Raw genomic sequence first — 21,930 nt, forward strand, 5'->3', positions numbered from 1 at the left:
CCCACTGGCCCACCATCGAGGCCACGCTATGACGCGCAAAGTCGTCGACTGGGAAGCGGTTGAACTCCAGTACCGGGCAGGCATCCGCTCGCTCAAGGACATCGGCAGCGAGTTCGATGTGTCCGATGCGGCAATCATCAAGCGTGCGAAACGCGATGGCTGGTCTCGTGACCTCAAGGCCAAGATCCAAGCCAAGGCAGACGCGAAGGTTAGTGCGGCAGCGGTTAGTGCCGAGGTTAGCGCGCGAACCAAAGTGGCTGAACGCCAGGTGGTCGAGGCGAATGCGCAGGTGCTGTTCGACGTCCAGATGGCCCACCGCGCCGGGCTGAGGCGTCTGGCTGAGCTGCGGGACAAGCAGCTGGGTGAGCTGGAAGCCCTGCCCATGCCTGCCGCCGACGGCGAAAAGGCTCCTGAGCCGTTGCCGCTGCCCGTGCGCATCTCTGCGCTGAAGACGCTTTCCGAGATCGACGAGCGGCTGCGACGTGGCCAGCGCGAGGCCTACGGCATCGACAAGATCGTCCCGGACGAGGGCGGCATCGTGTCCACCCTGACCGATGCCGAGCGAGCAAGCCGCGCCGCGGCGATCCTGCAGCTGGCCATGCAGCGGCGCCAAGCGGAGACCCCTGGTGCTGCCTGACATCACCGACCCGGCGGCCATCGCCGAGGCCATGAAGTACCTGACGGCCGAGGAGCGCGCCGAGCTGGATGCGCTGCTCACCGAGGGCCTGCCCCTGTGGATGCCGCAGATCGGGCCGCAGTCCGAAGCGCTGAACAGCCCGGCGGACATCATCTTCTACGGCGGCCAGGCCGGCGGCGGCAAGACCGACCTGCTGCTGGGCGCTGCGCTGACCACGCAGGAGCACAGCATCATCTTCCGGCGCGAGTCGGTGCAGCTGGTGGGTATCGAAGAGCGCATGACCAAGATCTTGGGCACGCGCCACGGCTACAACAGCACGATCGGCGTATGGCGCCTGCCCGGCGGCCGCGTGCTCGAGCTGGGCAGCGTGAAGGAGCCCGACGACTGGATGAAGTACCAAGGCCGGCCGCACGACCTCAAGGGCTTCGACGAGATCACCCACTTCCTGGAGCTGCAGTTCCGCACCCTCATCGGCTGGATGCGCTCGGACAACCCGAACATCCGGCAGCGCGTGATCTGCGCCGGCAACCCGCCCACCAGCAGCGAGGGCGAATGGGTCATCCGCTTCTGGGGACCGTGGCTGGACCCGCAGCACCCGAACCCCGCCAAGCCGGGCGAGCTGCGCTGGTTCATCACCGACGGCGCCGGCAAGGATCAGGAGGTTCCTGGGCCCGGCCAGTACCCGATCGAGGGCGACCCGGTCCCGGTCACGGCGAAGAGCCGCACGTTCATCCGCTCTAGCGTCGACGACAACCTCTACCTGAGCATGACGGGCTACAAGGCCACGCTGCAGGCGCTGCCCGAGCCGCTGCGCTCGCAGATGCTGCGCGGCGACTTCCTGGCCGGTCGAAGCGACCCGGTGTGGCAGACCATCCCCACCGACTGGGTGAAGGCCGCGCAGGCGCGCTGGAAGGCCCGCGACAAGAAGGAGCGCATGACCGCGCTGGGCTTCGACGTCGCCCGCGGCGGCATCGACCAGAGCACCGCCGCGCGCCGGCATGGCCAGTGGTTCGACGAGCTCGTGCAAGCGCCGGGCATCGTCACCAACACCGGGCCGAAGGCGGCCGCATTCATCGCACCGCTGTTGCGCGACCGGGCGCCCGTGTGCGTCGACGCCATCGGCGTGGGCTCGTCGGCGCTCGACTCGCTGGAGGGCTTGGGCGTGGTCTGCGTGCCCGTGGTGGGATCCGAGGCCAGCGGCCAGATGACCAAGGACGGAAACCTGCGCTTCCGCAACAAGCGCGCCGAGATGTATTGGCGCCTGCGCGAGGCGCTGGACCCCACCGCCGAAGACCCAATCTACCTGCCGCCGGACCCGGAGCTCCTCGTCGACCTGTGCTCGGTTCGCTACAAGGTCGTGCAGATGGGCAAGTTCGCCGCCCTCCAGATGCGCGACAAGGACGAGATCCGGGAAGAGATCGGCCGCTCCCCCGATAAGGGCGACGCGGTGGCCCAGACCTTCATTTCCGGCATCCCCGACACCAGCATTCAGACCGAAGAACGCCGCGAGGCTCCCGATTGGCGATAGAGGAACACCATGAACGTCGACACCACCAAGCTGAACGGCCCCCAGCCTGAGACCGAAGAAGATACCGGCGAGCTGTCGCTGGAAGACTTCACGCGCATCTTTCGCGAGATGGAGGAGCAGCCGCCCTGGCGCGCGCGGGCCGACAAGGAAATGGAGTACGTGGACGGCAACCAGCTCAGCAGCGAGGTCGTGCAGAAGCTGAAGGCCGTGGGCATGCCGCCGGCCATCGAGCCGGTCATCGGCCCCGCCATCCAGTCGGTCTGCGGCCTGGAGGCGAAGAGCCGGGCCGACTGGCGCGTGATGCCCGACAGCGACAACCCGGACGGCGACGCAGTGGCGCGCGCCCTCAACTTCAAGCTGAACCAGGCCGAGCGCCACAGCAAGGCCGATCAGGCGTGCTCGGACGCCTACCGCTCGCAGATCAGCGTGGGTCTGGGCTGGGTGGAGGTCTCGCGCAACCCAAACCCCTTCCAGTTCCCGTACCGCTGCAAGGCGATCCACCGCAATGAGATCTGGTGGGACATGCTCGACGGCGTCGAATCGGACCTGTCGAACGCTCGCTGGCTCGTGCGCCGGCTCTGGACGGCCGGCTCGCAGGCCAAGTTGATGTTCCCCGGCAAGAAGACGCTTATCGGGCAGGCCGTGGGCGGCTGGCCGAACTTCGCCGACGGCTTCGGCGTGCTGGAAGGCGGCACCGACACCGGCCTGGCCAGCGCCTGGGATGCGGAGCGCGGCTGGAGCATCGAGGAGCAGCAGTGGCGCGACACCACGCGCCGCCGCGTGTGCCTCTTCGAGGTCTGGTATCGCCGCTGGCAGCGCATGCTGGTGCTCAAGACGCCCGACGGCCGCGTGGTCGAGTTCGACAAAAAGAACGCGGTGCACGCGCAGCTCGTCGCCATCGGTGCCACGGTGCCCGAGTGGGCCGTGGTGCCGAAGATGCGCCGCGCCTACTGGCTGGGCCCGCACAAGCTGAGCGACGAGCCCACGCCGTACCGGCACCAGAACTTCCCCTACGTGCCGTTCTGGGGGTTCCGCGAGGACCGCACGGGCGTGCCCTACGGCCTGGTGCGCGGGATGATCTACTCGCAGGACAACATCAACGCCATGAACGCGCGGCTGCGCTGGGGCGTCTCCGCGGTCCGCACGACGCGCACGAAGGGCGCAGTGGAAGGCTCGGACAGCAAGTTCCGCCAGGAGATCGCGCGCATCGACGCCGATGTGGTGCTGAACGCCGAGCACATGGCCAAGCCCGGCGCGACCTTCAAGGTCGAGCGCGACTTCGCCCTGAACGACCAGCAGTGGAAGATCCTGCAGGACGCGCGCGTCGCGATCGAGCGGGTGAGCAACGTCTCGGCGAGCTTCCAGTACGGCGGCGGCAACGCGACATCAGGCGTGCAGGAAGCCACGCAGGTCGAGCAGAGCACGCAGGGCCTGGCCGACCTCAACGACAACTTCGCGGTGGGCCGCGCGACCGTCGGCGACCTGCTGCTGTCGCTGCTGGTCGAGGACATGATCGGCAAGCCCGAGAAGGTCACGATCAAGGGCAACCCGCTGCGCGACGTCGAGGAAATCGTGCTGAACCAGCCGACTACCGAGGACGGCATCGACTTTCTGACCAACGACGTGGAGCGCACGAAGCTGAAGGTGGCGCTGAACGACGTGCCCAGCACACCCAGCTACCGCAGCCAGCAGCTCTCGGCCATGTCCGAGGCCTTCAAGTCGTCGCCGCCCGAGGTGCAGCGCGTGCTCACGCCGTACCTCATGGCGCTCATGGACCTGCCGACCGAGATGCGCGAGGACGTTATCCGCGACGTGCGCCAGGCCATGGGCAGCGCCTCTCCTGAGGATGCAGAAGCGCAGGTGCAGCAGCGCATTGCGCAGGCCGTCGACCAGGCGCGCATGAAGGATGCCCGTGACCTCAAGCTGGCCGAGCTCGACCGCCGCTTCCCGCAGGAGCTCATCGACGCGCAGGTGCGCAAGGTGCTGGCCGAAACCTTCAAGATCACCGGCGACGGCCTGTATTCGGGGAACCAGACGGCCGCAGCCATCGCCATGAACCCGGCGCTCGCGCCTGTGACCGACGTGGTGGTCGAGGCCGCGGGCTACCAGCCGCCGCAGCCGGGCGGTGTCGACCCGAACCTCGAAGCGGCCGGCGCTGCGCCGCCGGTACTCGATACGGCTGGCATCCCACCGGTGCAGGAGAACACGAGCCCGGGTCAACCGCCAGTGCCGCAGCAGCCGCTCAGCCCAGACCAGGGCGCGGGCACCGGTAGCGAGACCTTGCGCACCAGCGACAACCTGCCGGCAGGAGCGACAGCACCCCAGTAAGGTTCGTGTGGGCGCTCTTTGGCCGACACCATGTCGGCATTCAAGGAGCCTCCCATGACCATCCAGATGAGCACGGCGCTGCGCAACGCGCTACTTGACCAGATCGAAACCACGGCTGGCACCGCTGTAAAGGTGCAGATCAGAAGCGGTGCTCAGCCCGCCAACTGTGCAGCAGCCGATAGCGGCACGTTGCTGGCCGAGTTCACCCTCGATTCTGATTGGGCTTCGGCCGCATCAGCCGGAGTGAAGACCTTCACAGGCCTTCCGAAGACTGCCACTGCTGGCGCTACTGGTACAGCCGCGCACTACCGGTTCAAGGACAACGCCGGTACCACCACCCACATGCAGGGGACCGTCACGGCGACGGGCGGTGGTGGCGACATGACCATCGACAACACCAGCATCGCCTCGGGCCAAAGCGTGCAGATCACGAGCTGGACGATCACCGCTCCCGGCGCCTAAACGCTCCTCATGGCTGATCGGAACGTCCCTGGCAGCCCTGTCGTGCCGACGATCGCGTCGGTGCGCGCGGGCACGACCGCCGATGCGACCACCTACGGGTTCTCGCAGGACATCTCGACAGCTCAGCAACCCGCGTCACTCACCAAGCTGATGACGGCCTACGTCATGCGGCAATGGATCGATGACGGCCATCTCGACGACATGGTGACAGTGACCTCAGCTGACACCACCATCGGGGGGAACACAGCAGGACTGCAGGTCAACGACGTTGTGACTTATCGGCACCTGCTCTACGGGGCGTTGCTGCCTTCAGGCAATGACGCGGCCAACGCGATCGCACGTGGCGTTGGCGCAGTGATCATCGCTGGAGGAGGGGGCGGCAGCGATCCGACCGCGCGCTTTGTCAGCGAGATGAACACGCAGGCCGCGGCCCTAGGAATGTCGACTGCCGGGTTCTACGATGCGTATGGGCTCGATGCTTCGCAGCGGCTGTCCGTCGCCGACGTCATGAAGCTGATGCTCGCCGTGGCAGGGCAACCGCTCAATGCGGCAGTCGCTGGCACCCAAGTCCATACCATGGTGGTCACTGGTTCCAACGCGCGCACTTACAACGTCACACACACCATCGACAAGGCGGGAACCTCTTCCTACCCCGCTTTTCCCGAGATGGTCTTCGGCAAGACTGGCTATACGGCGGCCGCACAGTCCTGCGTCTCCATGATGTGGCGCCTGCCCACTGGCGGCCTTCGAGTCAGCACCGCGTTGGGCGCGTCGTCGGACGGCACCATGTTCGCGGATCTGCGCAAGCTCATCGACTACGAGATCGATGCCTCGGTGGGCTCTCCGACTGTGCAGCAGGTTTTGGCGGTCTTCGCACAAAATGCTTGGATCGGTCCGCCGCGGCTGCAGGGAGGTCAGACGCTTGGTGCCTTCACCCAGGCTGCTTCGATAGCGGTCACGGTCTCGCAGACGCAGGATCCAATCCGAGGGCAGGTGGAGACCCTGCTGAGGTTCCTGCAGTCCCCCGTCACGCTGGACGATACAGGACGCTCCTGGACGGCCTTCAATCAGGCGCAGCTTTCGAACAGCCCCGGCGGAAGACCCGCTCTCCTTCTGGACGGCGGGGGCGACTATCTGCAGACGTCATTCATCGCAGGGTTGGATGCCAGTGCAGGCGCGGTACACAGCGAGGTATGGATCTACCCCACTGTGCTCCCGACGCCGAGCAACCTGGTGACGTATATCTATCGCGCGGGGTCGGGCTCTGACTACACCAAGGGCTTCGTGATGGGGCTGTACTGGAACGGCTCGACAGTGGTGGCCTACCAGCAGTGCGGCACCGGCAGCGATATTCCTGCCATCGGGACCACCACGATTCCTCTCAACCAGTGGACGCACCTGTACAGCGACATCACGCCGAACGGCTCGATGCGCCTGTTCGTCAATGGCGTGCTCGATGCAATCCTGAGTTCCGGCATCACTCCAGTGGTCGACACCAGCGGCTTCTGGCTCGGGGTAGACCCGTTTAGATCCGACCGGGACTTCAGCGGCTATATGCGCAGCTTTCGCGCTGGGCGCGGTGTGCGATACCCCAGCGGATTCACGCCTCCTCAGGAGTTCCCTGTCGATGGTCCGCAAGGGCTTGTCCCGTTCACTCAGGCTGCATTGGTGCTGCACCCAGCTGATCGCAACGCCTCGGTCGCCCAGAGCATCGATGGCTTTCTGCAGAGTGCATCCGCTGCCGTCAGTGCGCGATCGGCAGCCGCTCAGGCGATGGCAGTGTTTTCGCAGGCCAGCAACGCGGCGGCCCGCGTGAGCCTGACTTCGGCGCAGCAAATTGGCACCTTCTTGCAGGTGTCCCAGGCCTCTGTGGTGTCATCGGCCAGCGCAAGCCAGGTTCTGCAGGGCTTCCAACAGGTGGCGACAGTTGGCCCTACGGCCGCGAGCATTGCGGCCGCACAGCAACTCGAGGCATTCCTCGCAGTCTCCACGGCCCAGGCACGGAGTGCGGCCACCGCTGCCCAGACTCTGGGCAATGTGGCTCAGATCGCCGTAGCTTCCAGCGAAATTCAAGTGCCGCAGGTCAGTGCAGCCCAAGTCCTCGGGGCGTTTTCACAACACGCCTTGCTCGCGAATCCCATGGCCTTCACGAGAAACGAGCGCACCTACGTGATCACCGCAGAACGCCGTGCTTTCCTGATCGCGGCCGAGAAAAGACGTGCAGCGTTCACCGATTGAAAGAAGAGCATGACCAACCAGAAACCAACAACCTATGTCGCTGATCGGGTCGGCGATCTTGTCATCGCGAAGGACCCCGACGCGGTGCTCGACTACCCCTTCGACTGGACGGCGTGGCTCGCGCTCAACGGCGACGACCAGATCGCGAGCGCGGAGTTCGTCGTCGACCCGTCGCTGACCATCGTGGACCAGGCCTTCGATGCCACCTCGGCCACGGTCTGGCTGTCCGGCGGCACGAAGCCGGCGACGGGCCCGAACAAGCTGCGCGTGACCTGCCGCATCACCACCAACAACACCCCGCCACGGATCGATGACCGGTCCGTGTTCCTCAAGATCCTGGAGCGCTGATGAACCCGCAGACGTCCGTTACCGATGCTGTGGGATTCGGCATCTTCCTCGCGGGCCTCGTGTACGCGCCCAACGTCGCCGCCGTGGTGGGGCCGTACATCGTCATCGTGCTGGCCTCGGTCATCGGGGCATCGTTCGCCCTGAAGCGCAGGGAGAAGACGAACCGGCTATCCGCGCTCTGGTACTTCCTGCGCGTGGCTGGGCTGGCCGTGCTCATCACCGTCAGCCTGGCGGGCATCGGCAGCAGCTACTACAGCTCGCTCACCGAGCGCGTGCTGATCACTCCTGTGGCGCTGCTCGTGGGCGCTGTCGGTGACGACTGGCCCGCGCTGCTGCGGGCCATCGTGCGCGTGCTCTTTCGCGCCATCGACCTGGTGCGCGGCAGCAAGGAAGAGCCGACGAAAAAGGACACGCCATGACATGGGATCTCGCTCGCATCTACGCCGTGGCGCTGTGGCCAGCCTGCGGCGCCATCTTCTTCATCGCCTCCTGCCGGCTCAACGCCATGCCGAAGAACACCCGTTGGCCCGTGGTCGTGGAATACGCGATCTGGGCTGGCATCGGCTTTACGGTGCCACTGCTGCCCCTCATCGGTGAATGGCCCGGCCCCGGGATGCTGCTGCTCATGTATGGGCTCGTCCTGGTGCTGCTCTGCAGCGCGCGGGCATGGGCTGGTGATATGGCGCCAGACGAAGCCACGGACAGAGCGCCGCTGAGCGACATACCGGAGATCTCCGAATGAACGACGATTTGCGCATCGGGCCAGACGGCACCGCGGTGTGCCACTACTTCGAGCAGCTACGCCTGGAAGCCTACCCTGACCCGGGTTCGCCGCGTGCCAAGGCCATGCGTGCAGGCAAGCCGCCATCCGAGTGCCGAAAGCTCAGCGGTGCGCCCTGGACCATCGGTTGGGGCGACACCGGGCCCGACGTGGTCGAAGGTCTCACCATCACCGAGCAGGAGGCCGACCAGCGTTTCGCGCGCCGCATGGCTCTGGAATTCGAGCCTGCCGTGCGAGCTGCCGTGAAAGTGCCGGTGAACCAGCGCCAGTTCGATGCGCTCGTCTCGATCTTCTACAACGCCGGGGTCGACGCGCTGTCGAAGTCCACGCTGGTGAGGGTTCTGAACACCGGGGATTTCGCTGGCGCGGCCGCGCAGTTCCCGCGCTGGAACATGTCGGGTGGCGTTCGCATGAAGGGGCTCGATCGCCGCCGCGAGGCTGAGCGGCTGGTGTTCCTTGGCGGCGACGCGCGCAGCGCCATTGCCGCAGCATTGGCGAAGTTCCCATGACCTGGGCACTGGCCAACTGGAAGCTGCTGCTCGTGGGCGTCCTGCTGGCGCTGCTGGGCCTGCAGACGGTGCGCGTGTCCGAGCTGCAGCAGGCCGCCGCCGAACGCCGCGCAGTCGACGCCGAGAGTCAGCGCCTGGCCGAGCGCGCCCAGCGCACCGAAGAACAGCGCCGCACCGCGGCCGTCACGAAGGAGGCCGACAGTGCCCAGACTCAAACCGCTGCTCTTGATGCGAGCCTTCCCGCTGCTCGTGCTGCTTCTGACGGCGTGCGCAGTGCAGCCACCAGCGCCGCCGGTCGAGCCCGCGCGAATTCCTGCCCTGCCACCGCAAGCGCGCGCCAGCCTGGTGACGACCCCCTCGGGCTGCTCGTTGACGTGCTCGGCCGGGCTGATCAACGCGCGGGAGAGCTGGCGGAATACGCTGACCGGCTCCGGATTGCCGGCATTGCCTGCGAGCGCTCCTACGACGCGCTGACGAAGTAGGGCGCGCACGCGCGTCCCCCCACTAGGGTTCGCTGATATAGCGCGCGCCCGACACCATTGCTTCCAGCTGAGCCATCCCGGCGCAGCACCCAAGACCTTCGGCGGCCACGGCGACATGTGGCAAGGAAATGGAAGCAATGAAAGACATCGAGCAGTTCATCCAAACGCACGCGGATGCCAACGGCAACGTGAGCGACGCAGACATGGCCAAGCTCCTCACGGGCGGCCATCAGGGCGATACCGCGGCCGGCCAGCCAGCGGATACCGGCGTGCCCGCCGCCGGCAGCGACGCGAACAATGCACCGGACGACGCTGCGGGGAAGCCTGCATCTACTCCCGCGCCAGAACCAGCGAAGACCCCCGAGGCCGCCCCGCCGCCAGCCGGCGAGGCGACTCCGGTGATCCTCGCAAAAGATGGTGTTCACACCATCGGCTACGAGAAGCTGGTCGAGGCGCGAGAAGCGGAGCGCGCAGCAAAGGCGGAAGCCGATCAGTTGCGGGCACAGATGGCGGAGTTGCTGGCGAAAGCCCCTGCAACCCCCGCCGCTGCGGCACCTGCGACGCCATCGGCCGAGCCTGCGGGCAGCATCTTCGGCGACTACTCCGACGAGGCCATCAAGAAGGGCTTGCAGATCTTGGCGGCGGAAGCTGCTGGGAAGTCGAAGTCCGAGATGGCCGCCGAGCTGGAGCCGCTGAAGGAGCACATGGCGGCTCAGGCCGCCGAGGCGCACTTCCGCACCATCACCGCAAAGCACCCCGACGTGGGTTCGATCGTCGAGAGCACCGAGTTCAACCGGTGGGTAGACGCTCAGCCCTCATTCGTGCGCGACGCCTACAAGGTCGTGCTGGAGAAGGGGACCGCGACCCAGGTGGTGGAGATGCTGGATACCTACCGGACTGCAAATCCTGCGAAGCCTGCTGCGGCCCCGGCCGTGGATGTGTCCAAGCAGGTCGACGCCGTCATCGCAAAGGCCCAGGCGAAGCCGCCATCGAGTCTGTCGGACATCCCGGCTGGCTCGGCGGCGCACCACGACGAAGCCGGCGCGATAGCGGAGATGTCGACCAACGACCTCATGACGAAGTTCGCGGGCAAGACGCCTGCGGAGATTGAGGCCATGGTCCGTCGCCTCGTCTGACCCACACACCACCGGAGTTTTCTCACATGTCCCAGACCAACATCCCGTACGGCAGCCCGCTCGCGCTCAAGGCGCAGTCGGTCGGCCTGTTCGCTGCCACCATGCAGCGCCCCACCAACCTCGGCCGCCTGGCTGGACCGATGCCCACGCAGAGTGATGCTGAAGCGAATCTGCGCGTGCAATCGAGCGCGGACTACCCGATCGTGCGCAGCATGGACCTGTCCAAGGTCGCGGGCGACGAAGTGACCTTCGACCTCGTGAACCCGATCAAGGGCAAGCCGATCATGGGCGGGCGCATGGCCGAGGGTCGCGGCGAGAAGATGGACTTCGACCAGGACAAGCTGCGCATCAACCAGACGCGCAAGCCGATCAGCGCTGGCGATGAGATGACGCAGCAGCGCACGCCGCACCAGATGCGCACGCTGGCACGCGCCCAGGCCGCCGGCTACATGATGCGGCTGGAAGACCAGCGCACCCTGGTGCACCTGGCTGGCGCGCGCGGCTTCCACAACAACGTGGAATGGACGGTACCGCTCGCGACCGATCCGGACTTCCCCGAGATCATGATCAACCCGGTGAAGGCGCCCACGCGCAACCGCCACTACTTCTCGACGGGCACGGGCCTGGAGCGTGTCACGGCCACGGCCGGCGAGCTCAACATCGCGACGACCGACACCATGAACATGGACGTGGTCGACTCGATCCGCACGGTGGTCGACACCATCGCGCTGCCGCCGTCGGCCGTGAAGTTCGACGGCGACCAGGGCGCCGAGGACGTGCCGCTGCGCGTGCTGCTGCTGTCGCCGAACCAGTACATGTCGTTCAAGAAGTCGGGCAACTTCCGCCAGCTGCAGGTCGCCGCCATGGCGCGCGCCTCGCAGGCGAAGAACAACCCGATCTTCACCGGCGACGCAGGCCTGTGGGAAGGCATCCTTCTCATCAAGATGCCGAAGCCGATCCGCTTCTACTCCGGCCAGTCGCTGCGCTACTGCGCCAGCCTGACCAGCGAGACGGAGACGAGCACCGACGTGGTGCCGGCCGCTTTCGGCACGACCTTCGCCGTCGACCGCGCTCTGCTGCTGGGCGGCCAGGCGCTGGGCGAGGCCTGGGGCAAGAAGTCGCGTTCGGGCAACCCGTTCTTCTGGAGCGAGAAGGAGCTCGACCACGACGACAAGCTCGAGATCCTGATCGGCACCGTCGGCGGCAAGTCGAAGATCCGCTTCGACGTCGACTACGGCGACGGCGTGCAGCCGACCGACAACGGCGTGATCGCCATCGACACGGCGGTGCCGCTCACCGCTGCCGACAACTGATGCAGCCGGGCCGGGGAAACCCGGCCCATCGCGCTCACCAGCCACCTCATTACCTCAATTCGAAGGAGCCAACACCATGGCAACCGTTACTTCCAAGACCGGGCTGCAGCAACGCATCTTCGGTGGCACGCCGTACGGCAACAAGACCGTGCACAAGTACCAGCTGGACACCAACTCGTCGGGCGGCGTCGTCGATGGCGACAGCACCGCGGCGCTGGCCAGCGGCGACAAGGTGCGGCTGGGCAAGATCCCGGCCGGCTTCGAGCTGCATGGCGCGCTCGTGCTGGTCTCGACCGCCTTCACGGCCTCCGTGACCGGCAAGCTGGGCTTCGAATACGCCGACGGCGTGGACGACACCCAGGCGGCGGCGGATGCCCAGAGCCGCCCCTACGTGCCGCAGGACGACGACTACTTCGGCGCGGCGTTCGCTCTCAACACTGCCGGCCGCTACCCCGCCAGCAACACCGCTGTGCGCCCCGTGACGCTGCCCAAGGATGCCTTCCTCATCCTGACCACCGGCGGCGCGGCCAACGCGAAGGTGGCGGCCATGGATGTGCTTGTCGAGGGTGTGGACCGCGGCCAGCTGTAAAGCCGGCAGTTGCCACTTGGCCGGGGCGCTGGTCGCCTCGGCCTCTTTTTCAACCCGACGGAGCACACCCCATGAACAAACTGCAGATCGCGCGTGTCGCGCACGAAGTCAACCGGGCCTATTGCGCCTCCCTCGGGGACGCCACGCAGCCCAGCTGGGAAGACGCACCCGACTGGCAGCGCGCGAGCGCCATCGCCGGGGTGGAAATGCACCTGGCCAATCCCGACGCCACGCCCGAGCAGTCGCACCAGGCATGGCTCGAACAGAAGGCCGCCGAAGGCTGGGTTTACGGCAAGGTGAAGGATCCCGACAAGAAGGAGCACCCGTGCTTCATGCCCTACGAGAAGCTGCCGGCCGACCAGAAGGCCAAGGACTATCTGTTCCGCGGCACGGTGCATGCCCTGGCGTCGATGCCAGCTGAAGCCGGCGCTGCAGCTGCTGCGAGCGACGCTGCACCGGAAGTGCATGGCACCGAGGTCACCTACATCGGCCGCCGCGAGACGCACACCGACAACCTCTACGGGACCGGGCACTGGACGAAGGGCCAGACCAAGGTCGTGCCGCCCGCGCTCGCCGCGAAGATGAGCAAGCACATGGACGTGTTCAAGCGGGGCAGCACCAGCGCGTCGCCTGCAGCTGCAGCGGCTGCCGCATCGATCTCCGAGACGCCGAAGGTCAACGAGCACGAGGAGGAGGTCGCCCGCATGGACGAGCTCAAGGCGCAGCTCGGCACGATGAACCGTGCTGGCCTGCAGGAGTTCGCCAAGAGCCACTACCAGCAGACGCTGCCCGGCAACCTGAGCACGGACGAAACCCGCGCGAAGGTGATCGCGCTGATCGACCAGTACGGGCCGCAGTAAGAGCGCCGCGCCATGACCCTCGCCGAGCTCATCGAATCCTTCCGCATCGACGCCGACGACATGCCTTCGAGCATGGGCGGCGGCGATGGTGATCTGCTGTTCAAGGACGAGGATCTGGCACGCTGGTTCGGTGAGGCCGAAGAGGAAGCGGCCATTCGCAAGCGCCTGCTGTTCGACGACTACACGCTCGCCATCGTGAGCATCGACGTGATCGCGAACCAGAGTTCCTATCCGCTGGACTCCCGCATGTTCGAGGTCACAAAGGCCCGGCTGCTCAACGCCGACACCGGGCGATTCGTCGAGGATCTGTACATCACGGACCGCGACGAGCTGGACGCGATCGATCCGTGCTGGCGCGACGAGCGCCGATGCCCCGAACGGTTCATCCAGGACGACACGCGCATCGTGCTGCCCGGGATCGTGGACCGCGCCTACACCCTGCGGCTGGAAGGCTACCGCACGCCGCTGGTCCCCATCACGGCCGACAGCGACCCGGAGAGCACCACGCCAGAGATCGCCCGGGTGCACCACCGCTTCCTCGTGCACTGGGTGCTGCATCGCGCCTACAGCAAGCCCGACAGCGAGGTCTACAACCCGCAGAAGTCGGCGATCGCTCTGGCGGCCTTCGAGCAGTACTTCGGCCTGCGGCCGGACGCTGACCTGCGCAAGGATCAGCGGGCCAACCGGCCGCACCACAACAAGGCTTGGTGACTGTGGCCACAACTGGCATCCGCACCGAGAACCTGGGCTCGTTCGCGCCGGGCCTGAACAACCGCCTGCCGCCGACGCAGCTGGCGCGCACGCTGCCGGACCGCTCGAAGGCCACATTTCTTTCCGTCGGCGAGAACATCGACCTCAACGGGCGCGGCCACATGCAGCGCCGCCGCGGCACCACCCTCGCGCTCTCCGGCGCCTCCGCACACTCGGTGTGGGGCGACGAGACCGAGGGCTACTGCGCGATCGGCAATGACCTGCTGCACCTGGAGCCGACGCCCTCCGGGCTGCTGCCCACCAGCGTGCTGTCCGGCCTGCCGGAGATGGCCCCCATCAGCTACGCCCGCATGCCCGTCGGCGACGTGATCTGGTCCAACGGACATCGTATCGGGCGCCTGCGCGGCACCACCGCGCTGCCCCTGGCCACGCCGCGGCCCGTCGTCGTGCCCACCGTGTCGGCCATCGCTGGCGCGCTGCCGGCCGGGCGCTACCAGGTCGCCTTCACCGAGCTGGGGCCGCTGGGCGAGTCCGGCTCGACACCGCCGGTGGCGCTGACGCTGCCGGCGAACAGCGGCATCCGCATCACAGGCCTCGGTGCCGACACCGTGGTCTACATGACCGGGGCCAACGGCGAGGTCTTCAACGCCACGGCCACGGACAGCGGCGACATCGTGGCGCTGACCAACACCGGCCCGGAGTTGCGCTCGCTGCTGCTGGCCGACGTGCCCGCGGGCTCGATTGTGCGCCACTACAAGGGCTCGCTGCTCGTGGCCGCCGGCACCGCGCTGCTGATCTCCGAGCCGTACTACTACGGCCTGTTTTCCCCGTCGAAGGGCTACATCCCGTTCCCCGCACCGATCACCGTGGTGCAGCCTTGCGAAACCGGCGTGTTCGTCTGTGCCGACCGCACCTACTGGCTCGCTGGTGGGCTGCTCGACACCACGCCCGTCGTGGTGCTGCCTTACGGCGGCCTGCAGGGTTCCGGCGGCGAGGTGCGGACACCGGACGGGCAGGGCACGCAACAGGCGTTCTGGCTGTCGCCGCGCGGCCTCGTGATCGGCACGCCTGATGGCTCCGCCACTAACGTGCAGGAGAACGCCCTGAAGTTCGGGCCCGCGCGCGCCGGCGCCACGCTGTTCCGCGAGCAGGACGGCGCCCATCACATCCTCTGCGCCCGCCAGGAGCCGGCCCGGCCCATCGGCGCGGCGCAGGGATCTTTCGCAGTCGAAACCATCGTCAAGGAAACCGACCTATGAACCACCAGAAAGCTGGCGTGCTCTACCGCGCGCTGTCGTGGAGCCCGGATGGCCGGCTGCTCGCCGAAGATCCGCCGCGCCTGAACCGCGTCCCCATGGAAGGCCTCAACTTCCTGCTGGGCCTGGCCTTCAAGAGCGTGACCCAGGTGCCGACCTGGTACATCGGCCTTTACGAAGGCGACTACACGCCCGACGGCAGCGAGACCGCGGCAACCATCGCCAGCCTCGCCACCGAATGCACGGCCTACACCGGTTCCCGCAAGGAATTCGACGAGGGCGCCGTATCCGGCGGCTCGGTCAGCAACGCCGCCAGCCTGTCGGAATTCGTCTTCACCGCCGACAAGACGGTGATGGGCGCCTTCATGGTGTCGGCCTCGGCCAAGGGCAGCACCGCGGGCGTGCTGCTCAGCGTGGTGCGCTTCGCATCGCCCAAGGTGCAGGCCAACGGCTCCAAGCTGCAGATCTTCGCGGGCCCGACCGCAACCCCCACCCCCTGAAAGGAACCGCCGTGCTCAAACTCTCCACTGGCCTGCGCAACTACATGCTCGACTCCGGCTCGCTCAAGGCAGCGATGGCCGGCGGCGAGATCCGCATCTACTCGGGCCCGGTGCCGGCGACCGCCGACGCCGCGCTGTCTGGCAACACGCTGCTCGTGACCATCAAGAACGGTGGCGCCGGCATCAACTACGACACCACCGCCGCGGGCGGCGTGCTGGCCAAGGCGCCCGGCGAGACCTGGAGCGGCACCAACGCCGCGACCGGCACCGCCACGTTCTTCCGCCACGTGCTGTCGAGCGACGATGGCACGCTGTCGACCAGCCAGAAGCGCATCCAGGGCACGCTGGGCACCGGCGGCACCGATGGCGTCCTGACCAGCGTCGCGCTGGTGAGCGGCGCCCCGCAGGCGGTGGATTTCTACACCACGGCGCTGCCGAGCGGCTGAAGCCATGGCTTTGCTCTTCGAGGATGACTTCGTTGGTGCGGCGGGCTCCATCGCGGGCCGCGTCACGACCGGCGGCGCCTGGGGAGCGAGCCTTTCACCGGCCGGCCAGTGCGAGCTCGACGGTGCCGGCGCCTGCGTGGTGTCGGCCAACGCGGCCGACGAAGGCATCCACCTGCTGACGGACATCCTCTCCACGGACGATTTCACCCTCAGCGGCTCCATCAAGAACACCGCCTCGGCGTTCTCTTCGCAGAACTTCCTGCGGCTGAAGGTCTTCACGTCCAGCAGCGGGTCGTCGGGCGACTACATCGGCCTCACGCTGACACCCGGCTCCGGCTCGCAGTACTTCGTGCAGTTCCTGTGCAGCATCAGCGGCAGCATCGAGACCGTGGACTGGACACAGCTGGGCGGTGTCGGCACCGTGTGCGACTTCGAGATGCGCGTCGACCAGGGCGCCGGCGAGGTCGAGGTCTGGACTGCCGGGGTGCTGCGCGGCACCATCCCGCAGGCGCCGACCGTCGCGAAGCTGATCCCCAGCATCGACATCCAGCGCTCCAACACCGGCATCGCCGGCGGGGCGGCGCTGCACATGCGCATCGACACCGCGGGCCCGCCGCCGGCAACCCCTGATTTCTGGACCAACTTCGTCAACACCCGCGAGGTCGCATGAAGCCCGTCAAGTACCGCGACGGCTTCAGCGGTCAGGGCGGGAAGGACGCTACCTTCCTCGACACATCGTCGACGGTGCCCTACCTGAAGAAACGTCGCTTCGATCCTGAGACCGGCGGCCAGGTCGTTGCTCATAAGCGCGGCGACTTCCTGGAGGTCACCCGCGAGGGTACGCTCGAGGACGGCTTCTACAGCATCGGCATGATCGACGGCGAGAAGCGGGTGGTGGGCTCCGCCACCGCGCGCGGGCGCTTCACCGACCGCGGCACCTTCATCGCCGACGACGGGCTGCTCGGCGTCGATCGCATCCGCTACTACGGCCGCGGGCTGGGCTTGGACACCACCTCCACGCTGCTCGGCACGGCCACCGACTTCGACGGCAAGCCCTGCAACGCCTACAAGCTTCAGACCTACCGCACCCGCGATGGCCGCCGCTTCGTCGCGTTCTACGACTTCACGGCCTTCGCGCCCTTCGAGTACGGCACCCAGTTCACGTTCGTGCCCGGGGAGGTCTACGGGCCGCCCGGGGCGCGGAAATTCCAGTCCGCCTACGTCTACCAGAGCCTGGACCCGAGCGGCCAGCACTACCACGCCTTCCTACGCGACGACGGCACTACGCGCGTGCTCGGCGACACCCTCTACATGCCGAACCAGCTGGCGACCTACGCGGCGCCAGCGCGCATCGCGCCGGGCCGGCACGTCTTCATGGGCGCCTACCTCCGGCCGCACTACAGCGGCTCCAGCGTGGATGCCGCCGCATGCCCCGGCCTGGTCTTCCAGTTCACCGATGACGCTGGCGCGACCTGGAACGAGGCCAGCAGCACCGAGCTGTTCCAGGAGTTCTTCGACACCATCCAGACGCTGCCGGTGCCGTCGTATGCCACGATGTTCAACACTGCGGTCAACGCCTGCGGCTTCTACGCGGCGCCGCTGAACGCCTCGCGCGCACTGGCCTACGTGGTGGTGCCCTATGCGCCGAACCCGGGCGCGGACTTCGTGCTGAAGGCCAAGGTGAAGCTCGGCATCATCGACGCCAACGCCCGCACGCTATTGAGCACGCTGACGCTGTTCGACGGCGAGGTGAATGCCGCGCTGGCGTTCTGGAGCGGCGGCTGCGTCGGTGTCGAGGGCGGCGCCGTCGTCGTCACCCGGCCGCTGGCCACGGTCTACACCAACATCCAGAACGAGCCGCCGGTGCTGCTGTTCACGCCCGATGGCGTCTCCATCGCCACCATGCCGCCGGCACCCCAGCCGAACTACCGAATCGGCATGGTGTCCGCGATCGCGCCGGGGATCATCGTGGCGCCGATGTACGACGGCGCCCACTCGCTCTTCGAGTCCCGCGACCGCGGTGCGACCTGGCAGAAGAGGGCGGTGCTCACCGACCGCGCTGCGGCGCCGGTGAGCGACGTCGGCAAGTTCCAGCTCGAGGACTTCGCCGCGCTCACCTTCCTGCGCCGCAACGGCCAGCCCGCGGGCGCGACACCGGGCACGCCCTGGGCATCGGACAGCCGCATTGCCCCACCGATTTGAGACCTCGCCCATGACGAACCAACTGATCCGAAACGGCTACAGCTACACGGTGCCCGAGGTGCCGTACCAGCCGGCGCGCCCGGCGTACTGGAGCACCGAGTCCCGCACCGCCGTGCGCGTCGGCCCGCCGAACACTTCGAAGGGCGCCTGGGTTACGACCACCGACCCGGTGACGGGCCGCACCAGCACCGTCTGGGACCCCAACTACCCGGTGAACCTGTCGCCGCTGACCCCCTACACCTACACCGTTGAGGTCTTCCATCCGGCCACGGCCGAGGTGATCGGCTCGCCTGCCTTCGCCGTCGATGTGCCGCCGCAGGGCTGGACCTCCTTCGCGCACTCCATCGAAGCGGCGCGCGGCGGGGCCCGCATTACCTACGTGGTGCCGCAGGCTGTCATGGGCGCCGTGGTGGGCGTCACCCGCGAGGCCAGCGCGCCGCCGGCGGGCTATGGGCACATCCTGCACGGCCTGCTCTTCAACACCGGCTCGGTGCGCTCGCTGACTGGCACCTTTCTAACCTCGTATCTGTCCAGCGACGAGTTCCAGATGGACGTCGCCGCGGGCGGCCTGGCCACGTACCGCAAGAACGGGACACCCTTCGCGTCGGAGGCCTCGGCCGTGCCGCCGGGCGCGGACCTCTTCATGGCGGCGGCGCTCTTCAGCTCCGGCGACAGCATCGACGAGCCCTCGATCGCGGTCTACAGCTCGGGCGGCATCGTCGGCACCATGCCGGGCGCGCAGGGCCTGCTCAGCGAGACCAGCACCACAGCCCAGTTCGTGACCGAGATGCCGGCCGCCGTGGGCTTCCTGGGTGTGGGCAACGGCATCCGCGCCACCTTGCCCGCGCTGGCCGGCTTTCTGGCCGATGCCGACACCGCCCAGATCGCCGGCGAGATGCCGCCGCTGGAAGGCGCGATGTACGGCGGTACGCCGGTGATCGACTCCAACAACAAGATCATCGGCACCATGCCCGCCGCCGCGGGCGCCATGAACGTGCTCTCGGGGCAGGTCTTCACCAGCACGGCCGCTGCGCCAGCGCCGAGCGGCTTCCTGTCCGACCATGACGGCGGCCAGATCCTGGGCGTCGCGCCGGCCGCGGTGGGCACGCTGGGCGTCGAATCGGCAACCATGCGCTACCTGCTCGACGGCATCGTGTTCGATGTGCCGATGCTGGCCACCGCGCTCAACCAGGCCGACGCCTGGGACAGCTTCGGCTTCGACGTGCTGATGACGGGCACCACCGTCGACGTCGCCGACATGCGCGACGCCTTCGGGTTCGACATCCCGATGAGCATCGCCGGCGGCGTCGAGATCGTGGACATCCGCGACGGCTTCATCTTCGACGTGCCGCTGACGACGCCCGGGTCCGGCCTGGAGGTGCACGCCGTCAACATGGCCGGCTACGGCAGCACCAGCTACGCGAACTACGGCTTCAACAGCTTCGCGCGCATCGGCGACCGCTACTACGGCGCCAAGCTGGGCGGCCTGTTCCTGCTGGAGGGCGACAGCGATGCCGGCGCCCCGATCCAGGCTGCGATCTGCCCGGGGCAACTGGACTTCGGCTCGTCGCAGGAGAAGACCATCGCCGAGGCCTTCGCTGGTGTCGCCTCAGAGGGGCGCATGGTGCTGAAGGTGGCCCTGCTCGACGACGAGTTCCTGTACGAGGCCGAGAGCTGCTCTAAGCAGCTGCGCCAGCACCGCTTCAAGCTGGGCAAGGGTCTCAAGGCCAACTACCTGACGCCCGTGCTCTACAACCAAAACGGTGAGGACTTCGAGATCGACAGCCTCGAGTTCTCCGTCGCCACCCTGTCGCGAAAGACCCGCCCATGACCACGCCCATCAATCCCGGCGACCTCGTCTCTGTGCCCGATCCCAGCACCGGCGGTGCCGGCGCGCCAGTGGTCGTCTCGCAGGTCATGAACGGCAAGTGGCGCAACGCCGTGCTGCTGCTCAACGCGGCCTCGGCGCGGGCCGACGATGCGATCGAGATCACCGACCCGGCGCCCCAGGTGCCGCTGATCGACCTCGACACCAGCTACGTGATGCCGATCAAGCCCGTGCTGCCGGACAACAACCCGGCCGACGCGAAGGCGATCTTCGACGACGCCCGCGCCGAGATCCACGACGAGATCACCATGGGCTACGTCGACTACCTGCAGACCTACTTCCCGGACCGCTCGTACTTCGACAACGCCATCGCCTGGATCAACCGCGCGCTGACCACCGGCGGCACCGGCGTGAATGCGGCGGTGGAGGCGCAAATCTACGAGCGCGGCCGCGCGCGGCTCAACATGGAGGCGATGCGCGCCGAGAACGACGCCATGCAGGCTTTCGCCAACCGCGGCTTCCCGCTGCCGCCGGGCGCGCTGGTGCATCAGGTGCAACTCATCCGCCAGGACATGCGCAACAAGCTGGCCGAGCAGAGCCGGGACATCAGCATCGAGGCCTTCCGCGCCGAGCTCGAAAACGCACGGCTGGCGGTCGGGCAAGCGCTGGACATGTGGACGAAGGCCATTGCCAGCGCCGGCGAGTACATCCGCACGTTGCTGCAGGGCGACCAGGTCGCCTCGAGCCTCGCCACCGCCATGGTGAGCGTGCGCAGCGATCTCGCGCGCAACCTGGTCGCGCTCTACCAGGCCGAGAGCGCTGCGCTGGAGCCGCGCGTGCGCCTGGCCATTGCCGACGCGCAGATCAAGCAGTCCGGCAACGAGGCGAATCTGCGTTCGAAGAACCAGACGCTGAGCGATCGGGTGCAGGCCGCAATAGCCGCGCTGAATTCGACCACGCAGGTGGCGGCGGCTTCCCTGAACGGCATCAACGCGGGCGCCAGCATCAGCGGGCAGGATTCGAGCTCGTTCTAGCGGGTTGGGGTTTGCGCCGCACCATGAGTTGTGCTTACATCTAGAAGAAGAGCGCGAGTGTGCTCGACTACGCCTTCGACTGCGAGGTTGTAGGCGAAACGCATCTTTTGCGAATCGGCTGGGGCCGGAACTTGCCGGCCCTTTGCGAGTTCATGCAGGACTTTGAAAGCATGGTCAAGGGTGCCCATGTCCGCCGCGATGGAGGTCCATGTAAATCCTGCGGCATTCAGGCGCTGCGCAAACGCCTCCCGATTCTTATCGTTGTGTCCGAACAGTTTGTGGCGAAACTGTTTATACCGAGTTTTGATTGTTGCCAGCGAGGGTTTCAGATCTGCAGGAATCGAATTTGGATTGGTCTTCTCAATTTCTTGGATCAAAGAGTAGAGCGATGCCGAATCCTTGTCTGTGTCGAGTAAAGCGAACATGCCGATGAAATACGTCGACTGAGCGGAGTTCATCACTGTTGTCCAAAAAAGCGAACGTTGGTTGATCGCTGCGTTCAATGCAGCGTTAGCCTCAGCATTGGCTTCCTCGTTAACGACCTTGGCGATTTGGAAGGCCGAGAGCGTCTCTTCAAGTCTGGCGGAGACGGTTTCAAGTTGATCGAGAAGACTGATGGACATCGGTTGGTGCCTCGTAGCGGTTGAGGAGTAAAGAATCTAGCATTTCACTTATTCAAAGCACCCCAGTAGAGTTTTGCGCGCGGGCGGCGCGCGCGAAGAATGCCTGAGAACCTCAGAAA

The 21,930-nt window shown here is 66.8% G+C and carries 23 protein-coding genes; 22 read left to right on the top strand and 1 reads right to left on the bottom strand.

Annotation, left to right across the window (positions count from 1 at the left end; all coding sequences use genetic code 11):
- Positions 1-28 precede the first annotated feature (28 nt).
- The 22 genes from EJP67_RS16545 (at position 29) to EJP67_RS16650 (ending at position 21,188) form a co-directional block, all read left to right on the top strand.
- Complete coding sequence (locus EJP67_RS16545) at positions 29-637, top strand: hypothetical protein (RefSeq protein WP_126022808.1); 609 nt, start codon at positions 29-31, stop codon at positions 635-637.
- Positions 627-2,165, top strand: coding sequence for a terminase (locus EJP67_RS16550; protein ID WP_240650682.1), 1,539 nt, complete (start codon positions 627-629; stop codon positions 2,163-2,165). Before EJP67_RS16545 ends, EJP67_RS16550 begins: the two co-directional genes overlap by 11 nt.
- 9 nt (positions 2,166-2,174) lie before the next feature.
- Positions 2,175-4,493 (top strand): portal protein, encoded by a 2,319-nt coding sequence (locus EJP67_RS16555; RefSeq protein ID WP_126022809.1) that lies wholly within the window; start codon positions 2,175-2,177, stop codon positions 4,491-4,493.
- Between the two features lie 54 nt (positions 4,494-4,547).
- Positions 4,548-4,955, top strand: a complete 408-nt coding sequence (locus tag EJP67_RS16560) for a hypothetical protein (RefSeq protein WP_126022810.1) — start codon at positions 4,548-4,550, stop codon at positions 4,953-4,955.
- A gap of 9 nt (positions 4,956-4,964) precedes the next feature.
- Positions 4,965-7,193: a LamG-like jellyroll fold domain-containing protein gene (locus EJP67_RS16565; RefSeq protein WP_126022811.1), complete on the top strand. Its 2,229-nt coding sequence runs from the start codon at positions 4,965-4,967 to the stop codon at positions 7,191-7,193.
- A 9-nt stretch (positions 7,194-7,202) separates the two neighbouring features.
- A complete protein-coding gene (locus EJP67_RS16570; protein ID WP_126022812.1) occupies positions 7,203-7,541 on the top strand; it encodes a phage fiber-tail adaptor protein in 339 nt (112 codons plus the stop codon).
- A complete protein-coding gene (locus EJP67_RS16575) occupies positions 7,541-7,960 on the top strand; it encodes a hypothetical protein (RefSeq protein ID WP_126022813.1) in 420 nt (139 codons plus the stop codon). Before EJP67_RS16570 ends, EJP67_RS16575 begins: the two co-directional genes overlap by 1 nt.
- On the top strand, positions 7,957-8,283 hold the full coding sequence (locus EJP67_RS16580; protein WP_126022814.1) for a hypothetical protein: 327 nt from the start codon (positions 7,957-7,959) through the stop codon (positions 8,281-8,283). The genes EJP67_RS16575 and EJP67_RS16580 overlap by 4 nt, the downstream gene beginning before the upstream one ends.
- The gene (locus EJP67_RS16585) at positions 8,280-8,831 is read left to right on the top strand and encodes a lysozyme (protein WP_126022815.1); all 552 of its coding nucleotides are present in this window, start codon (positions 8,280-8,282) and stop codon (positions 8,829-8,831) included. Before EJP67_RS16580 ends, EJP67_RS16585 begins: the two co-directional genes overlap by 4 nt.
- On the top strand, positions 8,828-9,313 hold the full coding sequence (locus tag EJP67_RS16590; RefSeq protein ID WP_126022816.1) for a DUF2514 family protein: 486 nt from the start codon (positions 8,828-8,830) through the stop codon (positions 9,311-9,313). The genes EJP67_RS16585 and EJP67_RS16590 overlap by 4 nt, the downstream gene beginning before the upstream one ends.
- A gap of 137 nt (positions 9,314-9,450) precedes the next feature.
- Entirely contained in the window at positions 9,451-10,449 is a 999-nt protein-coding gene (locus EJP67_RS16595; protein ID WP_126022817.1) for a hypothetical protein, read from the top strand.
- Between the two features lie 26 nt (positions 10,450-10,475).
- A complete protein-coding gene (locus EJP67_RS16600) occupies positions 10,476-11,762 on the top strand; it encodes a N4-gp56 family major capsid protein (RefSeq protein ID WP_126022818.1) in 1,287 nt (428 codons plus the stop codon).
- A gap of 76 nt (positions 11,763-11,838) precedes the next feature.
- The gene (locus EJP67_RS16605) at positions 11,839-12,351 is read left to right on the top strand and encodes a hypothetical protein (protein ID WP_126022819.1); all 513 of its coding nucleotides are present in this window, start codon (positions 11,839-11,841) and stop codon (positions 12,349-12,351) included.
- 71 nt (positions 12,352-12,422) lie between these two features.
- Complete coding sequence (locus EJP67_RS16610) at positions 12,423-13,211, top strand: RyR domain-containing protein (protein ID WP_126022820.1); 789 nt, start codon at positions 12,423-12,425, stop codon at positions 13,209-13,211.
- 12 nt (positions 13,212-13,223) lie between these two features.
- The gene (locus EJP67_RS16615) at positions 13,224-13,922 is read left to right on the top strand and encodes a phage adaptor protein (RefSeq protein ID WP_126022821.1); all 699 of its coding nucleotides are present in this window, start codon (positions 13,224-13,226) and stop codon (positions 13,920-13,922) included.
- Entirely contained in the window at positions 13,919-15,181 is a 1,263-nt protein-coding gene (locus EJP67_RS16620; RefSeq protein WP_126022822.1) for a hypothetical protein, read from the top strand. Before EJP67_RS16615 ends, EJP67_RS16620 begins: the two co-directional genes overlap by 4 nt.
- Positions 15,178-15,678, top strand: a complete 501-nt coding sequence (locus tag EJP67_RS16625) for a hypothetical protein (protein WP_126022823.1) — start codon at positions 15,178-15,180, stop codon at positions 15,676-15,678. The genes EJP67_RS16620 and EJP67_RS16625 overlap by 4 nt, the downstream gene beginning before the upstream one ends.
- A gap of 11 nt (positions 15,679-15,689) precedes the next feature.
- Positions 15,690-16,124, top strand: coding sequence for a hypothetical protein (locus EJP67_RS16630; protein WP_240650683.1), 435 nt, complete (start codon positions 15,690-15,692; stop codon positions 16,122-16,124).
- 4 nt (positions 16,125-16,128) lie between these two features.
- Positions 16,129-16,794: a hypothetical protein gene (locus EJP67_RS16635; protein WP_126022824.1), complete on the top strand. Its 666-nt coding sequence runs from the start codon at positions 16,129-16,131 to the stop codon at positions 16,792-16,794.
- On the top strand, positions 16,791-18,326 hold the full coding sequence (locus EJP67_RS16640) for a hypothetical protein (RefSeq protein WP_126022825.1): 1,536 nt from the start codon (positions 16,791-16,793) through the stop codon (positions 18,324-18,326). The genes EJP67_RS16635 and EJP67_RS16640 overlap by 4 nt, the downstream gene beginning before the upstream one ends.
- Before the next feature lie 10 nt (positions 18,327-18,336).
- Positions 18,337-20,157: a hypothetical protein gene (locus tag EJP67_RS16645; RefSeq protein WP_126022826.1), complete on the top strand. Its 1,821-nt coding sequence runs from the start codon at positions 18,337-18,339 to the stop codon at positions 20,155-20,157.
- Positions 20,154-21,188: a hypothetical protein gene (locus EJP67_RS16650; RefSeq protein ID WP_126022827.1), complete on the top strand. Its 1,035-nt coding sequence runs from the start codon at positions 20,154-20,156 to the stop codon at positions 21,186-21,188. Before EJP67_RS16645 ends, EJP67_RS16650 begins: the two co-directional genes overlap by 4 nt.
- On the opposite strand, the gene EJP67_RS16655 is transcribed toward EJP67_RS16650, so the two are convergent.
- Positions 21,185-21,811, bottom strand: coding sequence for an AbiU2 domain-containing protein (locus EJP67_RS16655; protein WP_126022828.1), 627 nt, complete (start codon positions 21,809-21,811; stop codon positions 21,185-21,187). The genes EJP67_RS16650 and EJP67_RS16655 overlap by 4 nt on opposite strands.
- Positions 21,812-21,930: the final 119 nt, after the last annotated feature.

The organism is Variovorax guangxiensis (assembly GCF_003952165.1).
Taxonomy (GTDB): domain Bacteria; phylum Pseudomonadota; class Gammaproteobacteria; order Burkholderiales; family Burkholderiaceae_C; genus Variovorax; species Variovorax guangxiensis.